The following is an 18,504-nucleotide window of genomic DNA, read 5'->3' as shown; positions in this document are numbered from 1 at the left end:
CGTGAGTGCGGAGTGATCAGTTGAGGGCATCGCTCCACGGCGCACTCACCGCTTGGCTTGAGCTGGGACGGGCTGTGGGTCATGTGGGCCGGCAGGGAGCTGACGGAGAGATGGATTACAGGACGGACCACCATCGGGCCAACGCAATGGGCTCTACCGTGCGTGCAGCCCGATGAACATCATGGATCCTGTACTCAGCGAACTGCTTTCCCGGCTCGGTGTCGACACTGACTTCGGCGATACGGTGCTGACCTGTCCGGAGACCCAAGGAGCCTATGAGGACACGCCCCTGCATGTGGTGGCCTATTACAACGATGTGGCCCTCCTCAGCGCATTGATGCCCTTCGTGACCACCATCGATGTGCATGGCGATCTTGATCTGACGCCGCTGGCAAGCGCGGTGGCACATGGCAGCTTCGCGGCTGCGGCCTATCTCCTATGGTGCAGACCCACACGCACGGAATGAGCTTGATCGGACACCACTGGAAATGATGTGCCAGGACCCGAGGTTTGATGATGTGGTGTGTATGGTCGACGCCGCAGATGGAACCTGCTGATGGAAACTTCTGAAAAGAGGTTTTACCGATGCGCCTGATGACCTTCATCTGCCCACTTTGTGGCGCTAGCGGGCAGCGCTTTCCCCTGCGATTTGCTGGAAGGCGTCAAGCAAAGACGTCGTGCCGGGGGTGTCGCGTGGAGCTTCGTTCAGACCCGCGGTTGGGCACGTACACGCTCTATCTTCTGTACACACAGGTCGTCATCCTTGTGGCGGCATTGCCGCTGATCGGGGCCAGTGTCGCGCGTGAATGGGTACGGCTGGGAATGATCTGTCTGGTAGTGCTGATGCTGTGCTGGTTCCCGGGCGTGATCAGGCACGCACGAAGTCCGATCGTGCGCGCCTGCCGGGATGCCGATTACAGCTATGCGCGCAGGCCAGGTGCTTCGACTGCGCACGCTGCCGCAAATCCGGAGCAGCGTAGCGACACGCCAAGTGCCAGCCCATGATAGGGAAGTCAAGAAATGACATACCATCTTGGGCGCGAGGTGCAGTCCCTGAATCGTTTTGCAGAACGGGTTGCAGATGGTAATTAACATTTGGCCGGCCCTTTCTGGGGCTCTCATGTCCATGCCGAAGGCTGGCATCTTGCGTGTAGCGGTGCTGCTCTTGCCAATGCTGGGGGGCTGCAGCATTCATCAGTTTCAACATACGGAATGGAGGTCGGACTGGGTCGATGTTTCGTCCGGTGCGATCTTCCCTGGCAATTCAACGACGCTGCCGCTTGACCGCATTTCCACGCTTGATCCTGATAGTGAGGCAGCCATTGCGAAGTGGATGTTGGAGCATTCGCTGGTCGTTGTCTCGGCATCAGAGGTTGAAGGGAAGATCGGTCCAATGCCGTTGAGTGACCTGAAGCCAGCGCCCGGGGAGAGCGTCTATCTCGTCAGGGCCGCTTCGGATGAAAGTAGGGGCAAGTTCATCGGCTACGTCAACGACAGGGGACTTCTCATCGTGTATGGGGTGATGGGGGGCTGCGGTGAGCAGAAGCAACGGGTGGTTGCCGTGAGCCTTCGGGAGAAGCCCGCCAACGTATTCGGTCGATGCTCGGCGGCGCTATAGTCGAGTGCCATGGTTGGAACGCCACTCCATGGGCGGTGAGCGGGTGGAGCTTGAAGTTGGAAGTCTTTCGATGACTACTCTGATATTCAAAGAGTCGCATTGGGGCAGCAGGAACCACTGGCCTAACATCTTTCCGCCCTGGCCTGCCTCCTCTACGAGATAGGGGGGAGGATGAGTGAAGAAGTGTGATTGCAGATAGGCGTGCACGTGCCGGAGCATCCCATGCGCCGCGTGATCGCTTTGAGCTTGAAGAAGAAGCCCACCCGTGTCTTCGCAGGATGTTCCGCAGCGCGCTGACAGCTCTGTTCGTTGTCGCCGCTCCAGAGTAATCAGCGCAAAGGCTGGAATGGGGCGCGTCATTCAAATGACTTGGTTGAATGGACGGTGATTTACCATGGAGCTTGAAGCGAAAAGGGTAGTTTTCTTTTCTCAACAGGATGAACGGTTCTTCTTCGAGTGGATTGGTCGAATCGGCTGCATCGGTAATGTGGTCGGCAGAGGGGATGTCATCTATCTATCCCTGGATCCAGATGCGGTTCTGGAGGAGGACGTCTGGGAACTGGCCGCATTGTTCAGGAGGTATCGGATTCCACTGGCCCAGCTGCGAACGCTGGAGGCAGGCAGGTACTCTCGAGCGCTGCGCGATGCCTTGCGCGAGTAGGGCGCCAAGCGGGAGGCAAGGTGCATGAGCTCCCGCACTCCTCCACAAAGGAACGCGATCGGGCTGCACGCCCTCGGAGAGGTACAAGATGAAAGCCAGGCAGATTCTTCGGTACGGGCTGGCCTACGCGGTGTCGTGTGGAGCACTCTGGCTGTTCCTGCACTTTGTGGGCAGGGCGCTTTACGCCTTCGACTCACATCAGGTTTTCTTCTGGCTGTACGCCGTCAGCCTTTTGTTGCTGGGAATCTGCGCACGGGTTCCCGCCGCGGGCCGCCTTACGATCAGGCGGCTTGCCAAGGGGGCTGGCTTGGGGCTGCTCGCGGGCCTTCTGGCCCAGGTCGTGGTGCTTGTACTGGAAGCCTATAGATTCAGCGGATTCAGCCCATCGCTGCTCTGGCAGGTACCGGTTTCGCTGACGGTGATGAGCGTCGTGCTGCTCACGCCGCTCTGGGGCGTAGTGCTGGTTGCCCTCACTGCCGAACACCGCCGCGACAACCACCCACGTCAGGCCTCGAACCCATGAAGCACCTGAACGCCTTTTGCCTCGTGGTTGCACTGACATCCTGTGCGGCGCATCCGAACCGCACCACGAAGTGTCCGCCGGCCCATTTCACCTACGTCGGCACCGAGAGCGTCGACGGGCTGACCTACGGGCGCTTCCAGGTCACCCACAACGCTGGTCAGCCGCTTCAGCTGTGGGTGGATGAGAGACGCAGGTTGAACTCAAGGACCGCTCGCGCAGAGATGAGGCGCACAGGCGAGGATGCCTGGCGGCCTTACAACGTGATCCTTGAGGAAATCACACCGGGAGCGATCGGGCTGTCGATCGGGCAGGAAGAACAGCAGAGCGTTCTGTTCGATGGTGATGGCCTGTTCCTGCCCGGCGCATCCAGCGCGGGCGCGAATTACTCCATCGTGGCACAGGATGCAGCCGGTTGCGAACATCGCTCGGCAACGTTCATTCCCTGACATTTCTGGCGGCGCGCCGGCCAGGCAACGAAGGAAAAATGGCGCGCCCGGAGGGATTCGAACCCCCGACCAATGGCTTCGGAAGCCACTACTCTATCCGGCTGAGCTACGGGCGCGTTGTAGAACCGCCGCGCCGTCGGCCAGTGCCGGGGCGGGCATCGCAGCGCCATGAGGCGGTGCGGGACCGGCATTCTATCCAGTTTCGTCGAACAAATCTCCCCCCCACCGGCAAAGCCCTGCCAGAGGGGCAGGAGTATCCTATCGCCATGGCTGATACCCCCCTCACTTCGCCGCAGTCGCCGGCGACGCCGCGTTGGCGGCATTACTGGAGTCTGATGCGCGCTGATCGCCCGATCGGCACGTTGCTGCTGCTGTGGCCCACCTGGTGGGCGTTATGGCTGGCTGCCGGCGGCCTGCCGCCGCTGTGGACGCTGTTCGTGTTCACTGCCGGCGTGTGGCTGACCCGCTCGGCCGGTTGCGTCATCAACGACTACGCCGACCGCTGGCTCGACCCGCACGTGGAGCGCACCAAGGCGCGTCCGCTGGCCACCGGCGCAATCAGCGGACGCGCCGCGCTGGCGCTGTTCGCGGTGCTGATGCTGGTGGCGTTCGGCCTGGTGCTGACCCTGAACGGGCTGACCATCGGCCTGAGCTTCATCGGCGTGTTCCTGGCCGCCAGCTATCCGTACCTGAAGCGCTACACCCATCTGCCGCAGGTCTACCTGGGCATGTCGTTCGGCTGGGGCATCCCGATGGCGTTCGCCGCCGTGCAGGGCGAGGTGCCGATGCTGGGCTGGCTGCTGTATGCCGGCAATATCCTGTGGTCCACCGCCTACGACACCTGGTATGCCATGGTCGACCGCGAGGACGACCTGAAGATGGGCTCGCACTCCACCGCGATCCTGTTCGGTGATCTCGATCTGGTCATCCAGGGCGTGCTGTACGCGCTGTTCCTGGCCACCATGGCGCTGGTTGGCGTGCGCGGCGGGCTGGGGGGCTACTACCTGGCCGGCGTGGCCGTGGCTACGGTACTGGTGGTGTACGAATTCTGGATCTGCCGCAACCGCGAGCGCGGCCCGTGTTTCAGGGCGTTCCTGCACAATAACTGGGTGGGCGCCGCGCTGTTCGCCGGTATAGCCGTGGACCTGGCGCTGCGTTGAGAAGCGCAGCCGAGCGTGCGCTCGGCTCTACAGCTGACAGTGCTTCTGTAGCGCCCGAGCTCATGCCCGGGCGGCGGCGCGCAGCGCCGGGCCTTCCGCCACCTACGACCAATAGGTGGCAGACAGCCCACACCCCACCGCCCAGAATCGGTCCATCGAACCTGGGAGGGTAGGCGATGGCCTCGACGGCAGCAGTACAGGACGGCTGGATGGCACGCGCAGCGCTGCGCTCGGCCGCCTGGGCGGAAAAGTGGTTCCCTGACGCGTATGTGTTCGCGGTGCTGGGCGTGGTCATCGTCGCGCTGGCCGCGATGGGTTTCGGTTCGACCCCTCAGGCCACCGCCAGCGCCTTCGGTGACGGCTTCTGGAGCCTGATCCCCTTCACCATGCAGATGGCCTTCGTGGTCATCGGTGGCTACGCCGTGGCAACCGCACCGGTGGTCGCACGCTTCATCGACTTCCTGGCCCGGGTGCCGCGCACCGGACGCGGTGCGGTGGTGTACGTGGGCCTGGTCAGCATGCTCGCCTCGCTGCTCAGCTGGGGCTTCTCGCTGGTGTTCGGTGGCCTGCTGGTCCGCGCGCTGGCCCGCCGCACCGAACTGCGCATGGACTACCGCGCCGCGGGTGCTTCGGCCTATCTCGGCCTGGGCGCGGTGTGGGCGATGGGGCTGAGCTCGTCGGCTGCACAGCTGCAGGCCAACCCGGCCAGCATGCCGCCGGGGCTGGTGGAGATCACCGGCGTTCTGCCGTTCACCGAAACCATCTTCCTGTGGCAGTCGATCGCCCTGACCGCGGTGCTGATCCTGGTCTCGCTGCTGATCGCCTGGCTGACCGCGCCTGCGGCCGGCAGTGCGCGTACTGCCGAGGAGTTCCCCGGCGCTGCGCAGGCCGAGCCGGAACCGCTGCAGCGACGCACGCGCCCAGGCGAATGGCTGGAATACAGCCCGTTGCTGACCGTGCTGCTCTCGCTGCTGGCGTTCGGCTGGCTGTTCAACGAATTCGCCAACAAGCCGGTGGTCACTGCCATCGCCAACCTCAACACCTACAACTTCCTGTTCATTTCGCTGGGCCTGCTGCTGCACTGGCGCCCGCGCAGCTTCCTCAACGCGGTGGCCAAGGCGGTGCCGAGCACCACCGGCGTGCTGATCCAGTTCCCGCTGTACGGCGGTATCGCGATGATCCTCACCCACGCCGCCGGTGGTGACGGGCAGACCCTGGCGCACCGGCTGTCGAGCCTGTTCGTGCACGTGGCCAGCACCGATAGCTTCGCGCTGGTCATGGGCGTCTACTCGGCGGTGCTGGGCTTCTTCGTGCCGTCCGGTGGCGGCAAGTGGATCATCGAGGCGCCGTACGTGATGCAGGCCGCCAACGAACTGAAGGCGCACCTGGGCTGGGCCGTGCAGGTCTACAACGCGGCCGAAGCACTGCCGAACCTGATCAATCCGTTCTGGATGCTGCCATTGCTGGGCGTGCTGGGGCTGAAGGCACGCGACATCGTGGGCTTCACCTTCATCCAGTTGCTGGTGCACATCCCGCTGGTGCTGGGCCTGTTGTGGCTGCTGGGCATGACGCTGGCGTATGTGCCGCCGGTGATGCCGTGAGTGCAGGGCTGGCGTCCGTGCGCGAGCAGGACGCCAGCTCCGTTCAGCGCGTGTTTCCGACAGAGCGCGCCATGAATGCGCACAGTCGCGCTGACGGCATGAGCACATGCCGAACCCATATGAATCCTTCATCGGCTTGTGCCGCAAGGGGCCTTGCCCGTTCATTCACGCGCGTACACATCCGTGTAGCCGCCCACCCACGCGCGATTAACTCTCCGCTGCAGACGATGGCCCCGTCCACCGCATTCCGCGCGTGGCTTTCGGAGAACGGACATGGCACAGCAGAACCAGAACCCGAACCAGAAGCAGCAGGGCCAGCAGAACCAGCAGGATCAGCAGCAGGGTCGTGGCCGCGACCAGCAGCAGCAACAGCAGCAGGAACAGCAGCAGCGCAACCAGCGCAACCAGCAGCAGGGTGGGCAGGACGAGGAAGAGTGACTTCGGCACCCACTTCCTGTGGTGCGCGAAGCCCCGCCCCGTGCGGGGCTTCGCTTATTCCAGCACGCCGATGCGTTGCAGCACCGGCGCTGCTGACATGTCGTTCGGATTGGTGCCCGGCTGATCCTGCGGCACGTCCATGCCCATGCCGTGGTAGAGATCGACCCAGTGCTGTGCGATCTGCCCGGTCTGCGGGTTGCGGAAGTTCATCGGCTGCAGTGCGAACACATGGTGCGCACGGAACGCGCGCTCGATGAAATCCGAACAGTAGTAGCTGTCCTCGTTCAACACATACGACGTGTTGTAGGGCTTGCCCAGCATCGTGCGTGCGGTCGCGACCGCATCCTTGATGGCAGCCTGCTGCGATGCGTGCAGGCGATAGACCACGACCTGCCGTTGCTTGGCCCGGGCGTCCTGGCGGAACTCGACCAGCGATTGCCGGCGCGAGCCTTTCTCGTCCGCATGCAGTACCTCCCAGCCGTCTGGCGCCGCAGCGACCAGGGCCACGTGATCGAAGCTGGGGGCGCCCTGCTTGCCGGTGGCATCGTCGATGGCCGCGCTCAGGCCGGCATGGCCGGCGGTGACGAACAGCAGATCGCCTTCCCGGACCTCCAGCGCGGCCACACCACCAGGCCACAGCATTGGCACCAGCAGGGAGAGGGCAAGCAGGAATGCGCGCATGGGGCCAGGATCGAAGCGTGTGCGGCGTAGTCTAACGGCTGCTGCGATGACGTTGATTTCAGTATTAGTGTGATATTAGTCTCAATTCAGCATGTCGGGATATTCCTGACAGCGGATGTTGAAACTGAATTGACCGAGGCATGGCTATCCTTGCCTCCCTACCGCGCCGGAACCGCGCGCGACCGCCCGGAATCAGGAGGATCCCGTGAACCAGCTCCGCCCCGTTGCCCTGCTTGCGCTTGCCCTGGGGCTTGCGCTGTCCGGCTGCAAGCCTGCGCCCCAGGCGGCCCCCGCTGACGCCGCCGCACCGGCTGCGACCAGCACGGCCGCCGCCACGGCGCCGGCCACGCCGGTTGCCGCGGCCCCGGCAGACGCGTCTGCCAGCTGCCCCCATCCGGTCTTCGACGACTTCCTCAAGCATTTCGGCAACGAGATCGCGCTGCAGGAAACGTCCACTGCCGATCCGCTGCTGGACAGCCACATCGACAGCGAAGCCGAGCCGGAGCCACGCAAGGTGGAAGAGAAGGTGCCGCTTGCCAAGGTCGAATGGCCGGTGATGCCGGACCCGGCCACGCTGCAGCGCCAGGGCCGCGAGATGCAGGTCACCCGCCTGCCCGATGGTCAGGTACAGGTGCAGATGCGCACTCCCGATACCAGCGACCAGCAGATCTACACCTTTGCCCAGAAGCCGTGCTGGCAACTGGTCAAGCGTGAGGACGAATCGATCTGACCCTGAGCGACCGCCTGCGGGCGGTCGTGTGATCCACCCAAGGAGCCCCGCATGCGTCTGTCTCCCGTTGCCCCCGTGCTGGCCCTGATGCTTGCTGCCTGCAGCGGCCCTGAGGCGGCTGCACCGGCGGCCCCTGCTTCCACTGACCCGGCAGCGACGCCGGCCGCACCTGCGGCTGCCGTTGCGGACCATTCCACCTCTCTTACGCGCGACGAGACCGGCATGCATATCGATTGCCAAGGCACCCGCCTGCACCTAGCGGCCCAGCCCACCCAAGACACGGACGCTTCCCGGCTGACCACGCTGGAAATTGAAAAGGACGGCGCACGCCAGGCCATTGCTGCGCCCAAGGAGATGGACGGCTATACCGCCGTTGGCCTGGCCTGCGTGCAGGACCGCAGCGGTACGCCGTACTTCGTCGTGCAGTACGGTGAACTGCCGTTCGGCTGCAGCTTCTGCGAGTGGTACTACCTGTACGACGCCAGTGGCCGCCAGTTGACCCACAGCACACCGCCGCTGCGCGGCGCGGAAGGCGAGGAGCAGGAGCCCAACAACGACGAGTACGAGAAGTTGATCGACTCGCTCGGCATCAAGCACCCGGAGGTGAACTACATCGAAGACTGAGCGCAGCGGCAGGACGTCGCACGCGCGCTGTGAACGCAGCACTGCAGTACCGCAGTACCAGAAGTACCAGGAGCAGTACCCCTTAAGGAAATCCCCCTTTTCATAGAATGGATAGCACAGACATGGCAGATATCTACCAGGACATGGTCCAGCCCCGCGGGGCGGCCTACAGCAGTGACCGCATCAAACCGTGGAGCCACTACCGCGAGCCGATCGACCAGAGCGACGGCCGTCTGCATGGCAACTCCCGCCGGTGGGGCGATGCGACCCCGGAAGTACAGTCACGGGTGATCGACACGATCATCGAGTCGGCGCGCGAGAAGGGCCTGACCCCGCGCGAAACCGCGCACGTACTGGCCATCGCCCGCGTTGAATCGGGCTTCAACCCCGATGCCGCCGCTGGCACCACCTCGGCCTCGGGCCTGGGCCAGTTCATCGACAAGACCGGCAACCACTACCACCTCAACAACCGCAACCGCTTCGACGTCGGCGCACAGTCCGACGCACTGGTTGACCATTACATCGATAACCGCACGCTGGCGCACAAGCGCGGCCAGGGTGAGGAGTACATCTACAAGTACCACCACGACGGTCCGACCCGCGATTACGGCGGCCTCGCCCTGTCTGAAAAGAAGGTGATGCCGTACGTGGACAAGTACGAGCGGTTCGTGGAGCAGCGCCTGGGACTGACCCACGGCCAGTCCCAGGGCAGCCACGCGGCCCCCGCCGTAGCTGCGGCCACGCACGCGCAGGCCAAGCCGGCAGCGGTGCATGCCGAAGGCCAGACCCGCACCTTCGAGCAGACGATGCAGGTGATGCTGCCCCCGCAGAACGGGGTCAAGCCGCACATTACCGGCGAGTTCGGCGAACACCGCGCGCACAAGCCGCACGGAGGCACCGACTTCAACTATGTCGGCGGCCAGCACGGCCGTAATCTGCAGCACCCGACCGTCAACGCGCCGATCTCCGGAACGGTGACGTTCGTCGGTGGCGACTACGGTACGGTGAAGATCAGGGATGCACAGGGCAACTCGCACGAGATCCTGCACCTGCAGTCGACCCAGGTGAAGGAAGGCCAGCCGATCAAGGCGGGTGAGCCGATCGGTACCATGGGCGGCCGTGGCCCGGGCGGTGCGGGTCAGTATGCCCAGCACGTGCATTACCAGTTGAAGGATCCGCACGGCAAGCTGATCAGCCCGCAGGACTTCTGGGACCACGGCAAGCTGAAGGAAACCGGCAAGGGTGGCCATTCGCATGACGCCGACCACAACGGTGTACTGCGCCAGGGGGCCAAGGGCGAGGAAGTGACTGCGCTGCAGAAGGAACTCAACCGCCTGGGCGTGCGCGACGGCCAAGGCAACCCGCTGAGCGAGGACGGCAAGTTCGGTGCCCATACCAGGGACGCACTGATCGCCTACCAGAAGCAGCACGGGCTCTCCGCCGATGGCGTGGCGGGTCCGGCGACGCTGGGCAAGCTGGCCGAAGGCCGCAGCCATGCCGAGGCGGCGCCGAAGGGGCCGCAACTGGGCGACAAGGCGCATCCGGATACGCCGCTGCACAATGCGATCCGCGGCCACATGCCGGGCATGATCTGCAACGAGATGAGCGCGCATGTGACCGCCCAGGCCAAGGCCGCCGGCATCGATTCGCCGGAAAAGCTGCAGGGCGTCACCGTGCAGGATGGCAAGGCCTTCGTCGTGGGCACCGTTCCCGGCTTCCGTACTGCGGTGGACATGACCCAGACGGCACCTAGCCTGCAGGAGACCAGCGCTGCAATGCTGGCCAAGCACGAGCCTTCGCAGCAACACGTGCAGGACGAGCAGCAGCGAGTGGCCATGGGCCGTTGACCGCTGCGTGTGAAGATGTGTGTGGTAAAGGAGGCCGGCCGGAGTAATCCGGCCGGCTTTTCCGTTCATGGGGCAAGGACATACACGGATGCCGTTTCGCATGATGCACAGCACGCCGCCAATGCAAGGCACGGCGTCCACATGAGCCGGGTGCTGCGGTGGCGCAACGCATGGCAGTGGGGAGGGCTGGCACTGCTGCTCTGCCTGTTGCCGCTGCCAGTGCTGGCGGCGGTCCCGATTCCGGCACTGGACGACCCGGTGGTGGACACCGCCAACGCGCTGTCCGCCAGCACCCGCGCAACGCTGCGCGAGCAGGCATTGCAGCTGCAGGCACGCAAAGGCGCGCAACTGCAGGTGCTGGTGGTGCCCAGTGTTGGCGATGACGGCATCGAAGCCTATGCACAGCGTGTCTTCGACCAGTGGCAGCTGGGCCGCGCCGGTGTCGATGACGGGGTGTTGCTGCTGGTGGCGGTACAGGACAGGCGCGTACGCATCCAGACCGGCTATGGCCTGGAAGGCACCATTCCCGATGCCTATGCCGCGCGCATCATCGACAAAGCCATCGTGCCGCGCCTGCGCGAAGGAGACCTGGACCGGGGCATGCTGGACGGCAGCAAGGTGCTGGTGGCGCTGATCGATGGCGAGCCGCTGCCGCCCGAGCAGGATTCATCCGCACGCAACCTGTTGCCTGCGGATTGGCGCACAGGGGATTCGGTCGTTGCCCTGACGTTGCTGGTGGGGTTCCTGGCCGGTCTGTGGCGATCACCGCCGCGCCTGCTGGCCACCAGGACCGAGGCCGAGTCCAGCGGTAAACGCCGTGAGCGGCGGCGCAAGGCACTGGCAGCCAATGCGGCAATGCCCAGGCCGAATTGGCCGACATTGCCTGCCTGGGGCAGGCCGTTGCTGGTAACGGCGGTGATGGCCGCTGGGTTGGTTTCGGCGACGCTGCTGCTGCCGCGGCATGTGCTGCCTGCGCTGTTCTTCGTGCTGTTACCCGCCGTACCGGTGGCGGCGCTGCTGGGGTGGTGCTGGCGTCGCAGCCGTGGTGTGCGCATCGTGCTGTGCGGCATGTTGGCCGTCAGTATCGGTTTCTTTGTGGTGATGCTGGTCCGTGGTCAGTTGCCGCCCAGCCTTGCCCTGCACACGTTGCTGAACCTGGCGGTCGCCATTGCCGCCATGCTGGTGTTCTTCCTGGTGCAGGCCGGCCGCGCGCGCTGGCGGAAGAACCGCAACAGCTTCGCCGTGCGCCTGGTGGTGCTGGTGCTGTTGACCGGCGGCTATGCGCTGGGCGCGCTGCTGACCATCGACCGGGCCAGCGACGAGAACGCACGCGTGTTGGCGACGATCGTGTCCAGCGCAAGCACGCTGTTCCTGTACTTCATCTGGGTGTTCACCCTGCTGCCCGGCGAAAAAGCACGCAGCGGACGAAGGTCGTCCCAAGGCTACCGTTCCTCGTCCAGCACCTCGTCGTCGAGTTCGTCCTCAAGCAGTTCCGGCAGCTGGTCCGGTGGTGGTGGTCGCAGCGGCGGCGGCGGCGCTTCGGGCAGCTGGTAGTTCAGGCCGCCCACACCCGCCAGCCCAGCGCGGCATCGCGCAGTTCGCCGCTGCCGCTCACATCACCCACCTGCAGCTGCACGCCCTGCGCATTGGGCAGGTCTTTCTGCTCGGGGAACCAACGACGGTCGGCGGCGACGATGATCAGCAGGCCCTCGTCGTCGCCCATCGGCGCGAACTGCGGCGACGGCGGGCTGATCGGCTGCAGGCCGAAGCGCTGGCTGGACTGTTCGCGCACCGCATCGACATCGTGGCTGGGCAGGCCAACCTCGCTCAGGCAGGTCAGCTCGCTGCCATGGAAAGCGCCTGCGCGCGTGCTGACTGGCAGACGGCGCCGGCCGATCAACTCGAGGATCAGGCCATCGGGACCGGTGAAGTACACCGACTGCGACTGCCAGCTGCTCTCCAGCGCAAAGTAATCCAGGCCCTCAGGATTACGTTGCAGCGGGGTACGTTCGCGCAACCAGGCCATCGCCTCGCCGAAGCGGTTGTCCGGTACGTTGAAGGCCAGGTGCACGCCACCGACGGGGTCATCACCCGCCGCCTGCAGTTCGATCGTGCTCCAGCCGATGTGCACATGGTTGCCGACCACGCGCTGCTGCAGCACATCGTGGAAATACGCGGCGACGGTGGCGACGTCGGACACCGGCAGGGTGAGGTGAAGCAGGCGCATGACCGATTCTCCATGGACGCGCTCACTGTAGCGCTGGGGACTGCCCGGCGGCCACTAGCGCAGTGACTGGTTGAAGAATCGTATTGCGGCGTCCACTGCCTGCGCGTGGGTCTGCGCCTTCGGCACCGACGTCCTGCACAGGTCCTGCAGCCGCCGCTGTCCGGTCGGGGTGCATGCGGCGAGGAAATCGTAATGGCCGACACCGGGCAGCACCTGCAGTGCGGCGCCCGCAATCACCGCACGCGCAGCTTCGCCATTGCTCTGCGGTGGCGCAACCGTGTCAGCCTCGCCCAGCACGATCGCCACCGGCTGTTCCAGCGAGGAGAGCTGCTCGGGCGCAAAGGCCTGCACGATTGCCGGTGCCAGCAGGAACACCGCGCGCACGCCGGGAAGGGCGCGTGCGTCGTTGGCGTGGGACATCCACGGCGACAGCTCGGGCGACGCCGCAGCGGCAACGCGCGCCTCCATCGTGTGCGTTGCCGCTTCCTGTTGGGGCCGGCAGACGCCGTCATCCGGATGCGCCGTGCAGAAGGCCAGCAGTCGCTGCAGGTCCGGTCGCGCACCGGCCGCCAACAGTGCGGTGTAGCCGCCGGCCGAGAACCCGGCGACCCCCAGGCGCTCAGGATCGACATGCGGGCCCAGCACCGGATCGGCCTGCACAGCCGCCAGTGCGGCACGCAGGTCATCGGCGCGCAGCCAGGTCAGCACGCTGCCGGGCAGGGTCATGCTGTCAACGCCGTTGTTGCCCGGATGATCGACTGCGATCACCAGATAGCCTGCCCGCGCCAACGCGGTGCCCAGCCAGCCCATCATGCGCGCGCTGCCGCCGTTGCCATGGGAGAGCAGCAGGGTCGGCAGGCGATCACCCGCGACCGGCGCATCCTTGGACGACCGGCCGACCTCGAACAGCGGCGCGTCGGGTGGACCGATGGTCAGCACAGTCTCCCGGCTGCCTGCAAGTGCCGGATACCAGACCGTGTAGCGCAGCGCGTCGCGGTGCTCTGCGTCGCGCACGGCGGCGCTGGCCAGCGTCGTTGTGCCGTGGCGCTCGCCGGCCACCCCGCTTTCGCGGGCGGCGCCGGTGCTCGCGAACACCATCAGCATCGCTCCCAGCACAGCAGCGGTCATGCGCATCTTCAACTCCTTGTCAGTGGCGACGGTCGTCGACGGGCAGCCAGATTTCCACGCCGCCCTGGCCGGTGTGCTCGTCGAAGCGGGCGTCGTAGCGCTCCAGTTCCGGCGCATCGGCGAGGCCCAGGTTGGACGCAGGGAGATAATGATCCAGCAACCAGAACCAGGTCGAGCGGATGGCCGAGATATGCCCGCTGTGCCAGGCCACCAGGTAGCGGCGCGCCGGGATGTCCACGCGTTGCCAGTGCGCAGGCGCGCTCGGCACCGTGCTTGCCGGCAGTGCCGCGATGTAATCAAAGCCACCCTTGTCATCACTGTTGCAGCACACGCCGAAGCTGATCGGCGCCGGCGTCGGCCATTCGCGGTTGAGCTGGGCCCACTGGCCGGGAATCGCGCCGCCACTGTCGCAGGAATGCCGCATGCCGATGCCCACCACCTGGAAGGCGGGCGTGTCGAGCAGTCGCGGCGCTTCACCACAGGGCGCCGGCGCGTCGTCCACGCGGATCGCCTGTACCAGCGCCAGCCCATCGGTGCCCTGTTCGCGTACGCGCTCCGGCGTCTGCCCGAACTGTTCGCTGAAGGCACGCGTGAAGGCGGCATGGGTGGTATAGCCGGCACCCAGCGCCACCTGCAGGATGTCGCCGGCGCCGTTGGCCAACTGCTGCGCGGCAGCGGTGAGGCGGCGCCCGCGCAGGTAGCGCACCACCGAGGTGCCGGTGCGGGCCTGGAACAGGCGCGACAGATGGAATGGCGACAGGCCCGCCGCAGCGGCAATGTCGGCCAGCGCCAGTGGCTGGTCCGCATGGGTTTCGATGTACCACAACGCCTTGCTTGCCGCGCTCATCCTGCCGTTCCTTGAATCCGATGCTGGGCACAGTAGCGGATCGGCAGGCGCGGCGTTTAGCAGTTCTTGCGCCTGTGCGGATTCAAGCTGTCGCACTGACGTCATGCCTCCTTCACAGATCGCGCCGAGACTGCGCGCCTTGTCCAGGCCTGCGATATCCCTGCAGGTGCTGGCCCTGTCGCACCCTCCCGGAGCCCTGCCGTGCATCGTTCGAAGCTTTCGCGTTCCATCCTCCTTGCCCTTTGCATGGCCAGCGCAGGAGGCGCGATCGCAGCGGAGGCCGATGCGGTCGATGCCGCCGGCGGCAGCCGCGCCGCGCCCACCCAGCTCGACGCGATGCTGGTCACCGGTACGCGCGCGTCCAACCGCACCCAGTTCGAAACGCTGGCGCCGGTGGATGTGTTCAGCAAGGAAGACATCAGGTCCGTTGAATCCACCGACCTGAAGGACGTGCTGGCGCAGCTGGTGCCATCGTTCGTGGTGCAGCGCCTGCCGATGGCGGACGGCCAGGTGTTCGTGCGTCCGGCCACGCTGCGTGGCCTGTCGCCGGACCAGACCCTGGTGCTGGTCAACGGTCGCCGCTTCCATCGCAGCGCGCTGCTCGGCAACCGCGGTGCGCAGGCCGCTGATCTGGCACAGATTCCCACCAGCGCGATCAAGCGCATCGAGGTGCTGCGCGATGGTGCGTCGGCGCAGTACGGTTCGGATGCCATCGCCGGTGTCATCAACATCATCCTCGAAGAGGGGCCCGGCACCGAGATCACCGCCGGCTATTCGCAGTACGCGCAGGGTGACGGTGCCTCGCGCGATTTCAGTGCGCGCACCGGTTGGTCGCTGGGCGACTATGGCAGCCTGGTGCTGTTCGCCGAATCGTCCAACTCCGACGCCACCTCGCGCACCCGCCAGCGCCCGGACGCGACCGCCTTCCAGGCTGCACATCCGGAGCTGGAGGTGCCCAATCCGGTACAGCGCTGGGGCCAGCCGGAACTGGAAAGCCGCCGCGTCGGCTTCAACGTGAAGGCCCATGCCAACGAGACGCTGGAGCTCTATGCCTTCGGCCTGTACAGCCACAGCGATGGCGTCAGTGATTTCAACTGGCGCAACCCGGACACCACCACCGGTGCCTACCGCACCACGGCGATCTTCCCGGGCTGGAACCTACGTTCGATCTATCCGGTCGGCTTCAGCCCGCAGTACGGCAACGTCCAGAACGACCTGCAGCTGGTCGGTGGCCTGCGTGGCGAGATCACGCCGAAGCTGCGCTGGGATGTCAGCGCCTCGTATGGCCGCAACGCCATCGACTACAGCCTGAAGAACTCCATCAACGCTTCGCTCGGCCCGGCCAGCCCGACCGCGTTCGATCTTGGCCGCCTGACCCAGACCGAGAAGAACGCCAACGCAGACTTCAGCTACGAGTGGGACGTGGCCGCGCTGTCCCAGCCGGTCAACGTCGCCTTCGGTGGCGAGTTCCGCCAGGAGACCTACCAGGTGCGTGCCGGTGACCCGGCCTCGTACGCGGTGGGTCCGGGCGCGGCCGCGGGCCTGGAGGCCAATTCCAACGGCGCTCCGGGTTTCTCGGCCAGCCAGGCCGGGCAGTGGAGCCAGCGCAGCAAGGCCGCCTACGTGGACATGGAAGTGCCGCTGGGCGAGCGCTGGAGCATCGGTGCAGCCAGCCGCTATGAGGACTTCTCCAGCTTCGGCAGCACACTGGACGGCAAACTGTCGGCGCGCTTCGCGATCACCCCGGACGTCGCCCTGCGCGGCACCGTGTCCACCGGCTTCCGCGCGCCGACGCCGGCGCAGCTCAACACCACCAGCACCACCCAGGGGTTGGATACGCGCACGCTGCAGATCTTCACCAGCGGCCGCCTGTCGCCGAACGATCCGCTGGCGCAGCTGCTCGGTGCCAGGCCGTTGAAGCCGGAAGAATCGCGTACCGCATCGCTGGGCCTGACCTGGCGCACGGACCTGGGCCTGTCCGGCTCGGTGGATGTCTACCAGATCAAGCTCACCGACCGCTTCAGCCAGTCGGCCAGTTTCGCCATTCCGGCCGGTACGCCCAATCCGCTGGGCTATACCTCGGTGAACTACTTCACCAACGACTTCGACACCACCACCACCGGCGTGGACGTGGTCGGCAACTACCTGCGCGACCTCGGCGCCGGCCGCATGACGCTGACCCTGGCCTACAACTACAACCGCACCCGCGTGGACAACGGCAGCACCTCGGTGGCCACCAACGAAACCCAGCGCGTGCTGTTCGAGGATCGCCTGCCCGAGCACAAGGGCAGCCTGACCGGGAGCTGGGACATCGGCGCCTGGTCGCTGATGGCACGCATGCGCTACTACGGCGCCTGGACCGATTCCAGCGGCAATGCAGTGGGCGATATCTACCAGCGCTTCGGCGCGATGAGCTTCCTCGACCTGGCCGTCGGCTATCGCATCAACGAACATCACAGCCTGCGCGTCGGTGCCGACAACGTATTCGACCGCTATCCGGACGAAGCCACCTTCCAGGCCAGTCGCGGCCTGGTCTACTCGCGCAACGCGCCATACGACACCGACGGTGCCAACCTGTACGCACAGTACCGGCTGAGCTTCTGATGGACCCGGCCCGCCGCTCCCTGTTGCGTGCCGGCGCCTTGCTGCCGGCCGCAGCCGCACTTTCTTCACCGCCGGCCATGGCTGCCACGCGTTACGCTGCGTCCATGCAGATTCCCGCAGCGACCGTGGCGCCGGACGTGCTGGCCCGCGATGAAAACTACTGGGCCGCCGTGGCCAGCCACTTCGACATCACCGACGAAGTGAACCATCTGGAGAACGGCTATTGGGGCGCGATGGGCCGCGAGACGCTGGCCAGCTACCAGCGCCACACCGCTGAAGTGAACCGAGGCAATGCCTGGTATGGCCGCCGTGAGTTCCCGGCGCAGTACATGGCGGTGCAGCGGCAGGTGGCCGAACTGCTGGGCGTGAGCGCCGAAGAGATCGCACTCACCCGCGGTGCCACCGAGGCGATGCTGGCGCTGATCGGCGGCTACAACCGCCTGCAGCCTGGCGACCAGGTGCTGTACGCCGACATCGACTACGACAGCATGATCGGCGCGATGCGCTGGCTGCAGCAGCGCCGCGGCGTGCAGGTCGAGCGCATCGCGCTGCCGGCCGTGCCCGACCATGCGCAGATCCTGCAGGCCTACGAGGCCGCGTTCGCGCGGCTGCCACGCCTGAAACTGGTGCTGCTGACCCAGGTCAGCCATCGCCATGGGCTGGTGCTGCCGGTGGCCGAGATCGCCGAGCGTGCACGCGCACGCGGTATCGACGTGATCGTCGATGCGGCGCACGGGTTCGGCCAGATCGACTACGCGGTGCCGCAGCTCAAGGCCGATTTCGTCGGCATCAACCTGCACAAGTGGATCGGCGCACCGGTCGGTGTCGGCGCGATGTACGTGCGCAGGGGCCGCGTTGCGGACCTCGACCCGTACATGGGCGAGACCGACGACGGCCGCGTGGGCAGCCGTGTGCACACCGGTACGGTCAACTTCGCCGCTTACCTGGCGCTGCCGGAAGCGATCGCGCTGCACCAGCGCATCGGCGCGGCCAACAAGCAGGCGCGCCTGCGCTACCTGCGCGAGCGCTGGACCGTGCCTGCGCGGCAGATGGCGCATATCGAAGTGCTGTCTTCGCCGGATCCGGCGCTGGCCAGCGCATTGGCCAGCTTCCGCCTGCGCGGCCACACCTCGGTAGAACAGAATCAGGCACTGCAGAAGCGCCTGCTGGATGAGCATCGGATCTTCACCACCCATCGCGATGGCCTGGAGTCGGGCGCCTGCGTGCGGGTGACACCGTCGGTGTTCACCCGGCCGGCGCAGATGGATGCGCTGGTGCAGGCGCTGGTGGCATTGGGGTAGTGCCGGCCGCTGGCCGGCAACCTCATGATCCGTGCATGCCGTTGCCGGCCAGCGGCCGGCACTACCAG

At 65.8% G+C, this 18,504-nt stretch carries 18 protein-coding genes and 1 tRNA gene; 14 read left to right on the top strand and 5 right to left on the bottom strand.

The features are described from left to right. The first annotated feature begins 181 nt into the window (after positions 1-181). The 5 genes from ACZ75I_RS18450 to ACZ75I_RS18430 all read left to right on the top strand — a co-directional run bounded on the left by ACZ75I_RS18450 (position 182) and on the right by ACZ75I_RS18430 (position 3,248). Entirely contained in the window at positions 182-466 is a 285-nt protein-coding gene (locus ACZ75I_RS18450; RefSeq protein ID WP_134968247.1) for an ankyrin repeat domain-containing protein, read from the top strand. Between the two features lie 654 nt (positions 467-1,120). Then, entirely contained in the window at positions 1,121-1,618 is a 498-nt protein-coding gene (locus ACZ75I_RS18445) for a hypothetical protein (protein ID WP_229298494.1), read from the top strand. A 394-nt stretch (positions 1,619-2,012) separates the two neighbouring features. After that, positions 2,013-2,279, top strand: a complete 267-nt coding sequence (locus ACZ75I_RS18440) for a hypothetical protein (RefSeq protein ID WP_005420075.1) — start codon at positions 2,013-2,015, stop codon at positions 2,277-2,279. An 88-nt stretch (positions 2,280-2,367) separates the two neighbouring features. Further along, entirely contained in the window at positions 2,368-2,802 is a 435-nt protein-coding gene (locus ACZ75I_RS18435) for a hypothetical protein (protein WP_061479742.1), read from the top strand. Next, positions 2,799-3,248 (top strand): adhesin, encoded by a 450-nt coding sequence (locus ACZ75I_RS18430; RefSeq protein WP_346477182.1) that lies wholly within the window; start codon positions 2,799-2,801, stop codon positions 3,246-3,248. The genes ACZ75I_RS18435 and ACZ75I_RS18430 overlap by 4 nt, the downstream gene beginning before the upstream one ends. A gap of 39 nt (positions 3,249-3,287) precedes the next feature. On the opposite strand, the gene ACZ75I_RS18425 is transcribed toward ACZ75I_RS18430, so the two are convergent. Beyond that, positions 3,288-3,364 (bottom strand) — tRNA-Arg (locus ACZ75I_RS18425). Positions 3,365-3,514: 150 nt separating this feature from the next. On the opposite strand from ACZ75I_RS18425, the gene ubiA reads away from it, so the two are divergent. The 3 genes from ubiA to ACZ75I_RS18410 all read left to right on the top strand — a co-directional run bounded on the left by ubiA (position 3,515) and on the right by ACZ75I_RS18410 (position 6,447). Further along, positions 3,515-4,408 (top strand): 4-hydroxybenzoate octaprenyltransferase, encoded by an 894-nt coding sequence (gene ubiA / locus ACZ75I_RS18420; protein ID WP_049454031.1) that lies wholly within the window; start codon positions 3,515-3,517, stop codon positions 4,406-4,408. 176 nt (positions 4,409-4,584) lie between these two features. Further along, on the top strand, positions 4,585-6,009 hold the full coding sequence (locus ACZ75I_RS18415; protein WP_180869447.1) for a short-chain fatty acid transporter: 1,425 nt from the start codon (positions 4,585-4,587) through the stop codon (positions 6,007-6,009). Between the two features lie 273 nt (positions 6,010-6,282). After that, a complete protein-coding gene (locus tag ACZ75I_RS18410; protein ID WP_005414774.1) occupies positions 6,283-6,447 on the top strand; it encodes a hypothetical protein in 165 nt (54 codons plus the stop codon). A gap of 54 nt (positions 6,448-6,501) precedes the next feature. On the opposite strand, the gene ACZ75I_RS18405 is transcribed toward ACZ75I_RS18410, so the two are convergent. Beyond that, the gene (locus tag ACZ75I_RS18405; protein WP_180869448.1) at positions 6,502-7,128 is read right to left on the bottom strand and encodes a YiiX/YebB-like N1pC/P60 family cysteine hydrolase; all 627 of its coding nucleotides are present in this window, start codon (positions 7,126-7,128) and stop codon (positions 6,502-6,504) included. 205 nt (positions 7,129-7,333) lie between these two features. On the opposite strand from ACZ75I_RS18405, the gene ACZ75I_RS18400 reads away from it, so the two are divergent. The 4 genes from ACZ75I_RS18400 (at position 7,334) to ACZ75I_RS18385 (ending at position 11,883) form a co-directional block, all read left to right on the top strand. Next, complete coding sequence (locus ACZ75I_RS18400) at positions 7,334-7,858, top strand: hypothetical protein (protein WP_061479739.1); 525 nt, start codon at positions 7,334-7,336, stop codon at positions 7,856-7,858. Between the two features lie 51 nt (positions 7,859-7,909). Further along, complete coding sequence (locus ACZ75I_RS18395) at positions 7,910-8,482, top strand: hypothetical protein (RefSeq protein WP_227836791.1); 573 nt, start codon at positions 7,910-7,912, stop codon at positions 8,480-8,482. 122 nt (positions 8,483-8,604) lie between these two features. After that, complete coding sequence (locus tag ACZ75I_RS18390; RefSeq protein WP_346477180.1) at positions 8,605-10,329, top strand: peptidoglycan-binding protein; 1,725 nt, start codon at positions 8,605-8,607, stop codon at positions 10,327-10,329. A gap of 141 nt (positions 10,330-10,470) precedes the next feature. After that, positions 10,471-11,883, top strand: coding sequence for a TPM domain-containing protein (locus tag ACZ75I_RS18385; RefSeq protein WP_472958480.1), 1,413 nt, complete (start codon positions 10,471-10,473; stop codon positions 11,881-11,883). A gap of 1 nt (position 11,884) precedes the next feature. Here the strand turns inward: ACZ75I_RS18385 and ACZ75I_RS18380 are convergent, their stop codons facing one another. Genes ACZ75I_RS18380 through ACZ75I_RS18370 form a run of 3 tightly spaced genes read right to left on the bottom strand, consistent with a single transcriptional unit; the run spans position 11,885 to position 14,531 of the window. After that, complete coding sequence (locus ACZ75I_RS18380; protein ID WP_180871200.1) at positions 11,885-12,556, bottom strand: VOC family protein; 672 nt, start codon at positions 12,554-12,556, stop codon at positions 11,885-11,887. A gap of 54 nt (positions 12,557-12,610) precedes the next feature. Next, the gene (locus ACZ75I_RS18375; RefSeq protein ID WP_180871203.1) at positions 12,611-13,690 is read right to left on the bottom strand and encodes an alpha/beta hydrolase family protein; all 1,080 of its coding nucleotides are present in this window, start codon (positions 13,688-13,690) and stop codon (positions 12,611-12,613) included. Positions 13,691-13,703: 13 nt separating this feature from the next. Then, positions 13,704-14,531 carry an AraC family transcriptional regulator gene (locus ACZ75I_RS18370; RefSeq protein WP_472958478.1) on the bottom strand — a complete coding sequence of 276 codons (828 nt, stop codon included), beginning with the start codon at positions 14,529-14,531 and terminating at the stop codon, positions 13,704-13,706. A 201-nt stretch (positions 14,532-14,732) separates the two neighbouring features. On the opposite strand from ACZ75I_RS18370, the gene ACZ75I_RS18365 reads away from it, so the two are divergent. Together ACZ75I_RS18365 and ACZ75I_RS18360 are read left to right on the top strand one after the other, a co-directional pair. Next, a complete protein-coding gene (locus ACZ75I_RS18365; protein ID WP_472958477.1) occupies positions 14,733-17,135 on the top strand; it encodes a TonB-dependent receptor plug domain-containing protein in 2,403 nt (800 codons plus the stop codon). Further along, positions 17,135-18,436 (top strand): aminotransferase class V-fold PLP-dependent enzyme, encoded by a 1,302-nt coding sequence (locus ACZ75I_RS18360; RefSeq protein ID WP_472958476.1) that lies wholly within the window; start codon positions 17,135-17,137, stop codon positions 18,434-18,436. Before ACZ75I_RS18365 ends, ACZ75I_RS18360 begins: the two co-directional genes overlap by 1 nt. Positions 18,437-18,504: the final 68 nt, after the last annotated feature.

Source organism: Stenotrophomonas sp. X, assembly GCF_055721025.1.
This window is presented reverse-complemented; position numbering and strand designations above follow the sequence as displayed.

Bases quoted from the DNA above. Each gene is read 5' to 3' on its own strand.
- ACZ75I_RS18360 (WP_472958476.1), top strand. From the start codon at position 17,135: ATGGACCCGGCCCGCCGCTCCCTGTTGCGTGCCGGCGCCTTGCTGCCG.
- ACZ75I_RS18395 (WP_227836791.1), top strand. From the start codon at position 7,910: ATGCGTCTGTCTCCCGTTGCCCCCGTGCTGGCCCTGATGCTTGCTGCC.
- ACZ75I_RS18370 (WP_472958478.1), bottom strand. From the start codon at position 14,531: ATGAGCGCGGCAAGCAAGGCGTTGTGGTACATCGAAACCCATGCGGAC.
- ACZ75I_RS18405 (WP_180869448.1), bottom strand. From the start codon at position 7,128: ATGCGCGCATTCCTGCTTGCCCTCTCCCTGCTGGTGCCAATGCTGTGG.
- ubiA (WP_049454031.1), top strand. From the start codon at position 3,515: ATGGCTGATACCCCCCTCACTTCGCCGCAGTCGCCGGCGACGCCGCGT.
- ACZ75I_RS18445 (WP_229298494.1), top strand. From the start codon at position 1,121: ATGTCCATGCCGAAGGCTGGCATCTTGCGTGTAGCGGTGCTGCTCTTG.
- ACZ75I_RS18430 (WP_346477182.1), top strand. From the start codon at position 2,799: ATGAAGCACCTGAACGCCTTTTGCCTCGTGGTTGCACTGACATCCTGT.
- ACZ75I_RS18390 (WP_346477180.1), top strand. From the start codon at position 8,605: ATGGCAGATATCTACCAGGACATGGTCCAGCCCCGCGGGGCGGCCTAC.
- ACZ75I_RS18410 (WP_005414774.1), top strand. From the start codon at position 6,283: ATGGCACAGCAGAACCAGAACCCGAACCAGAAGCAGCAGGGCCAGCAG.
- ACZ75I_RS18415 (WP_180869447.1), top strand. From the start codon at position 4,585: ATGGCCTCGACGGCAGCAGTACAGGACGGCTGGATGGCACGCGCAGCG.
- ACZ75I_RS18380 (WP_180871200.1), bottom strand. From the start codon at position 12,556: ATGCGCCTGCTTCACCTCACCCTGCCGGTGTCCGACGTCGCCACCGTC.
- ACZ75I_RS18375 (WP_180871203.1), bottom strand. From the start codon at position 13,690: ATGCGCATGACCGCTGCTGTGCTGGGAGCGATGCTGATGGTGTTCGCG.
- ACZ75I_RS18450 (WP_134968247.1), top strand. From the start codon at position 182: ATGGATCCTGTACTCAGCGAACTGCTTTCCCGGCTCGGTGTCGACACT.
- ACZ75I_RS18440 (WP_005420075.1), top strand. From the start codon at position 2,013: ATGGAGCTTGAAGCGAAAAGGGTAGTTTTCTTTTCTCAACAGGATGAA.
- ACZ75I_RS18435 (WP_061479742.1), top strand. From the start codon at position 2,368: ATGAAAGCCAGGCAGATTCTTCGGTACGGGCTGGCCTACGCGGTGTCG.
- ACZ75I_RS18385 (WP_472958480.1), top strand. From the start codon at position 10,471: ATGAGCCGGGTGCTGCGGTGGCGCAACGCATGGCAGTGGGGAGGGCTG.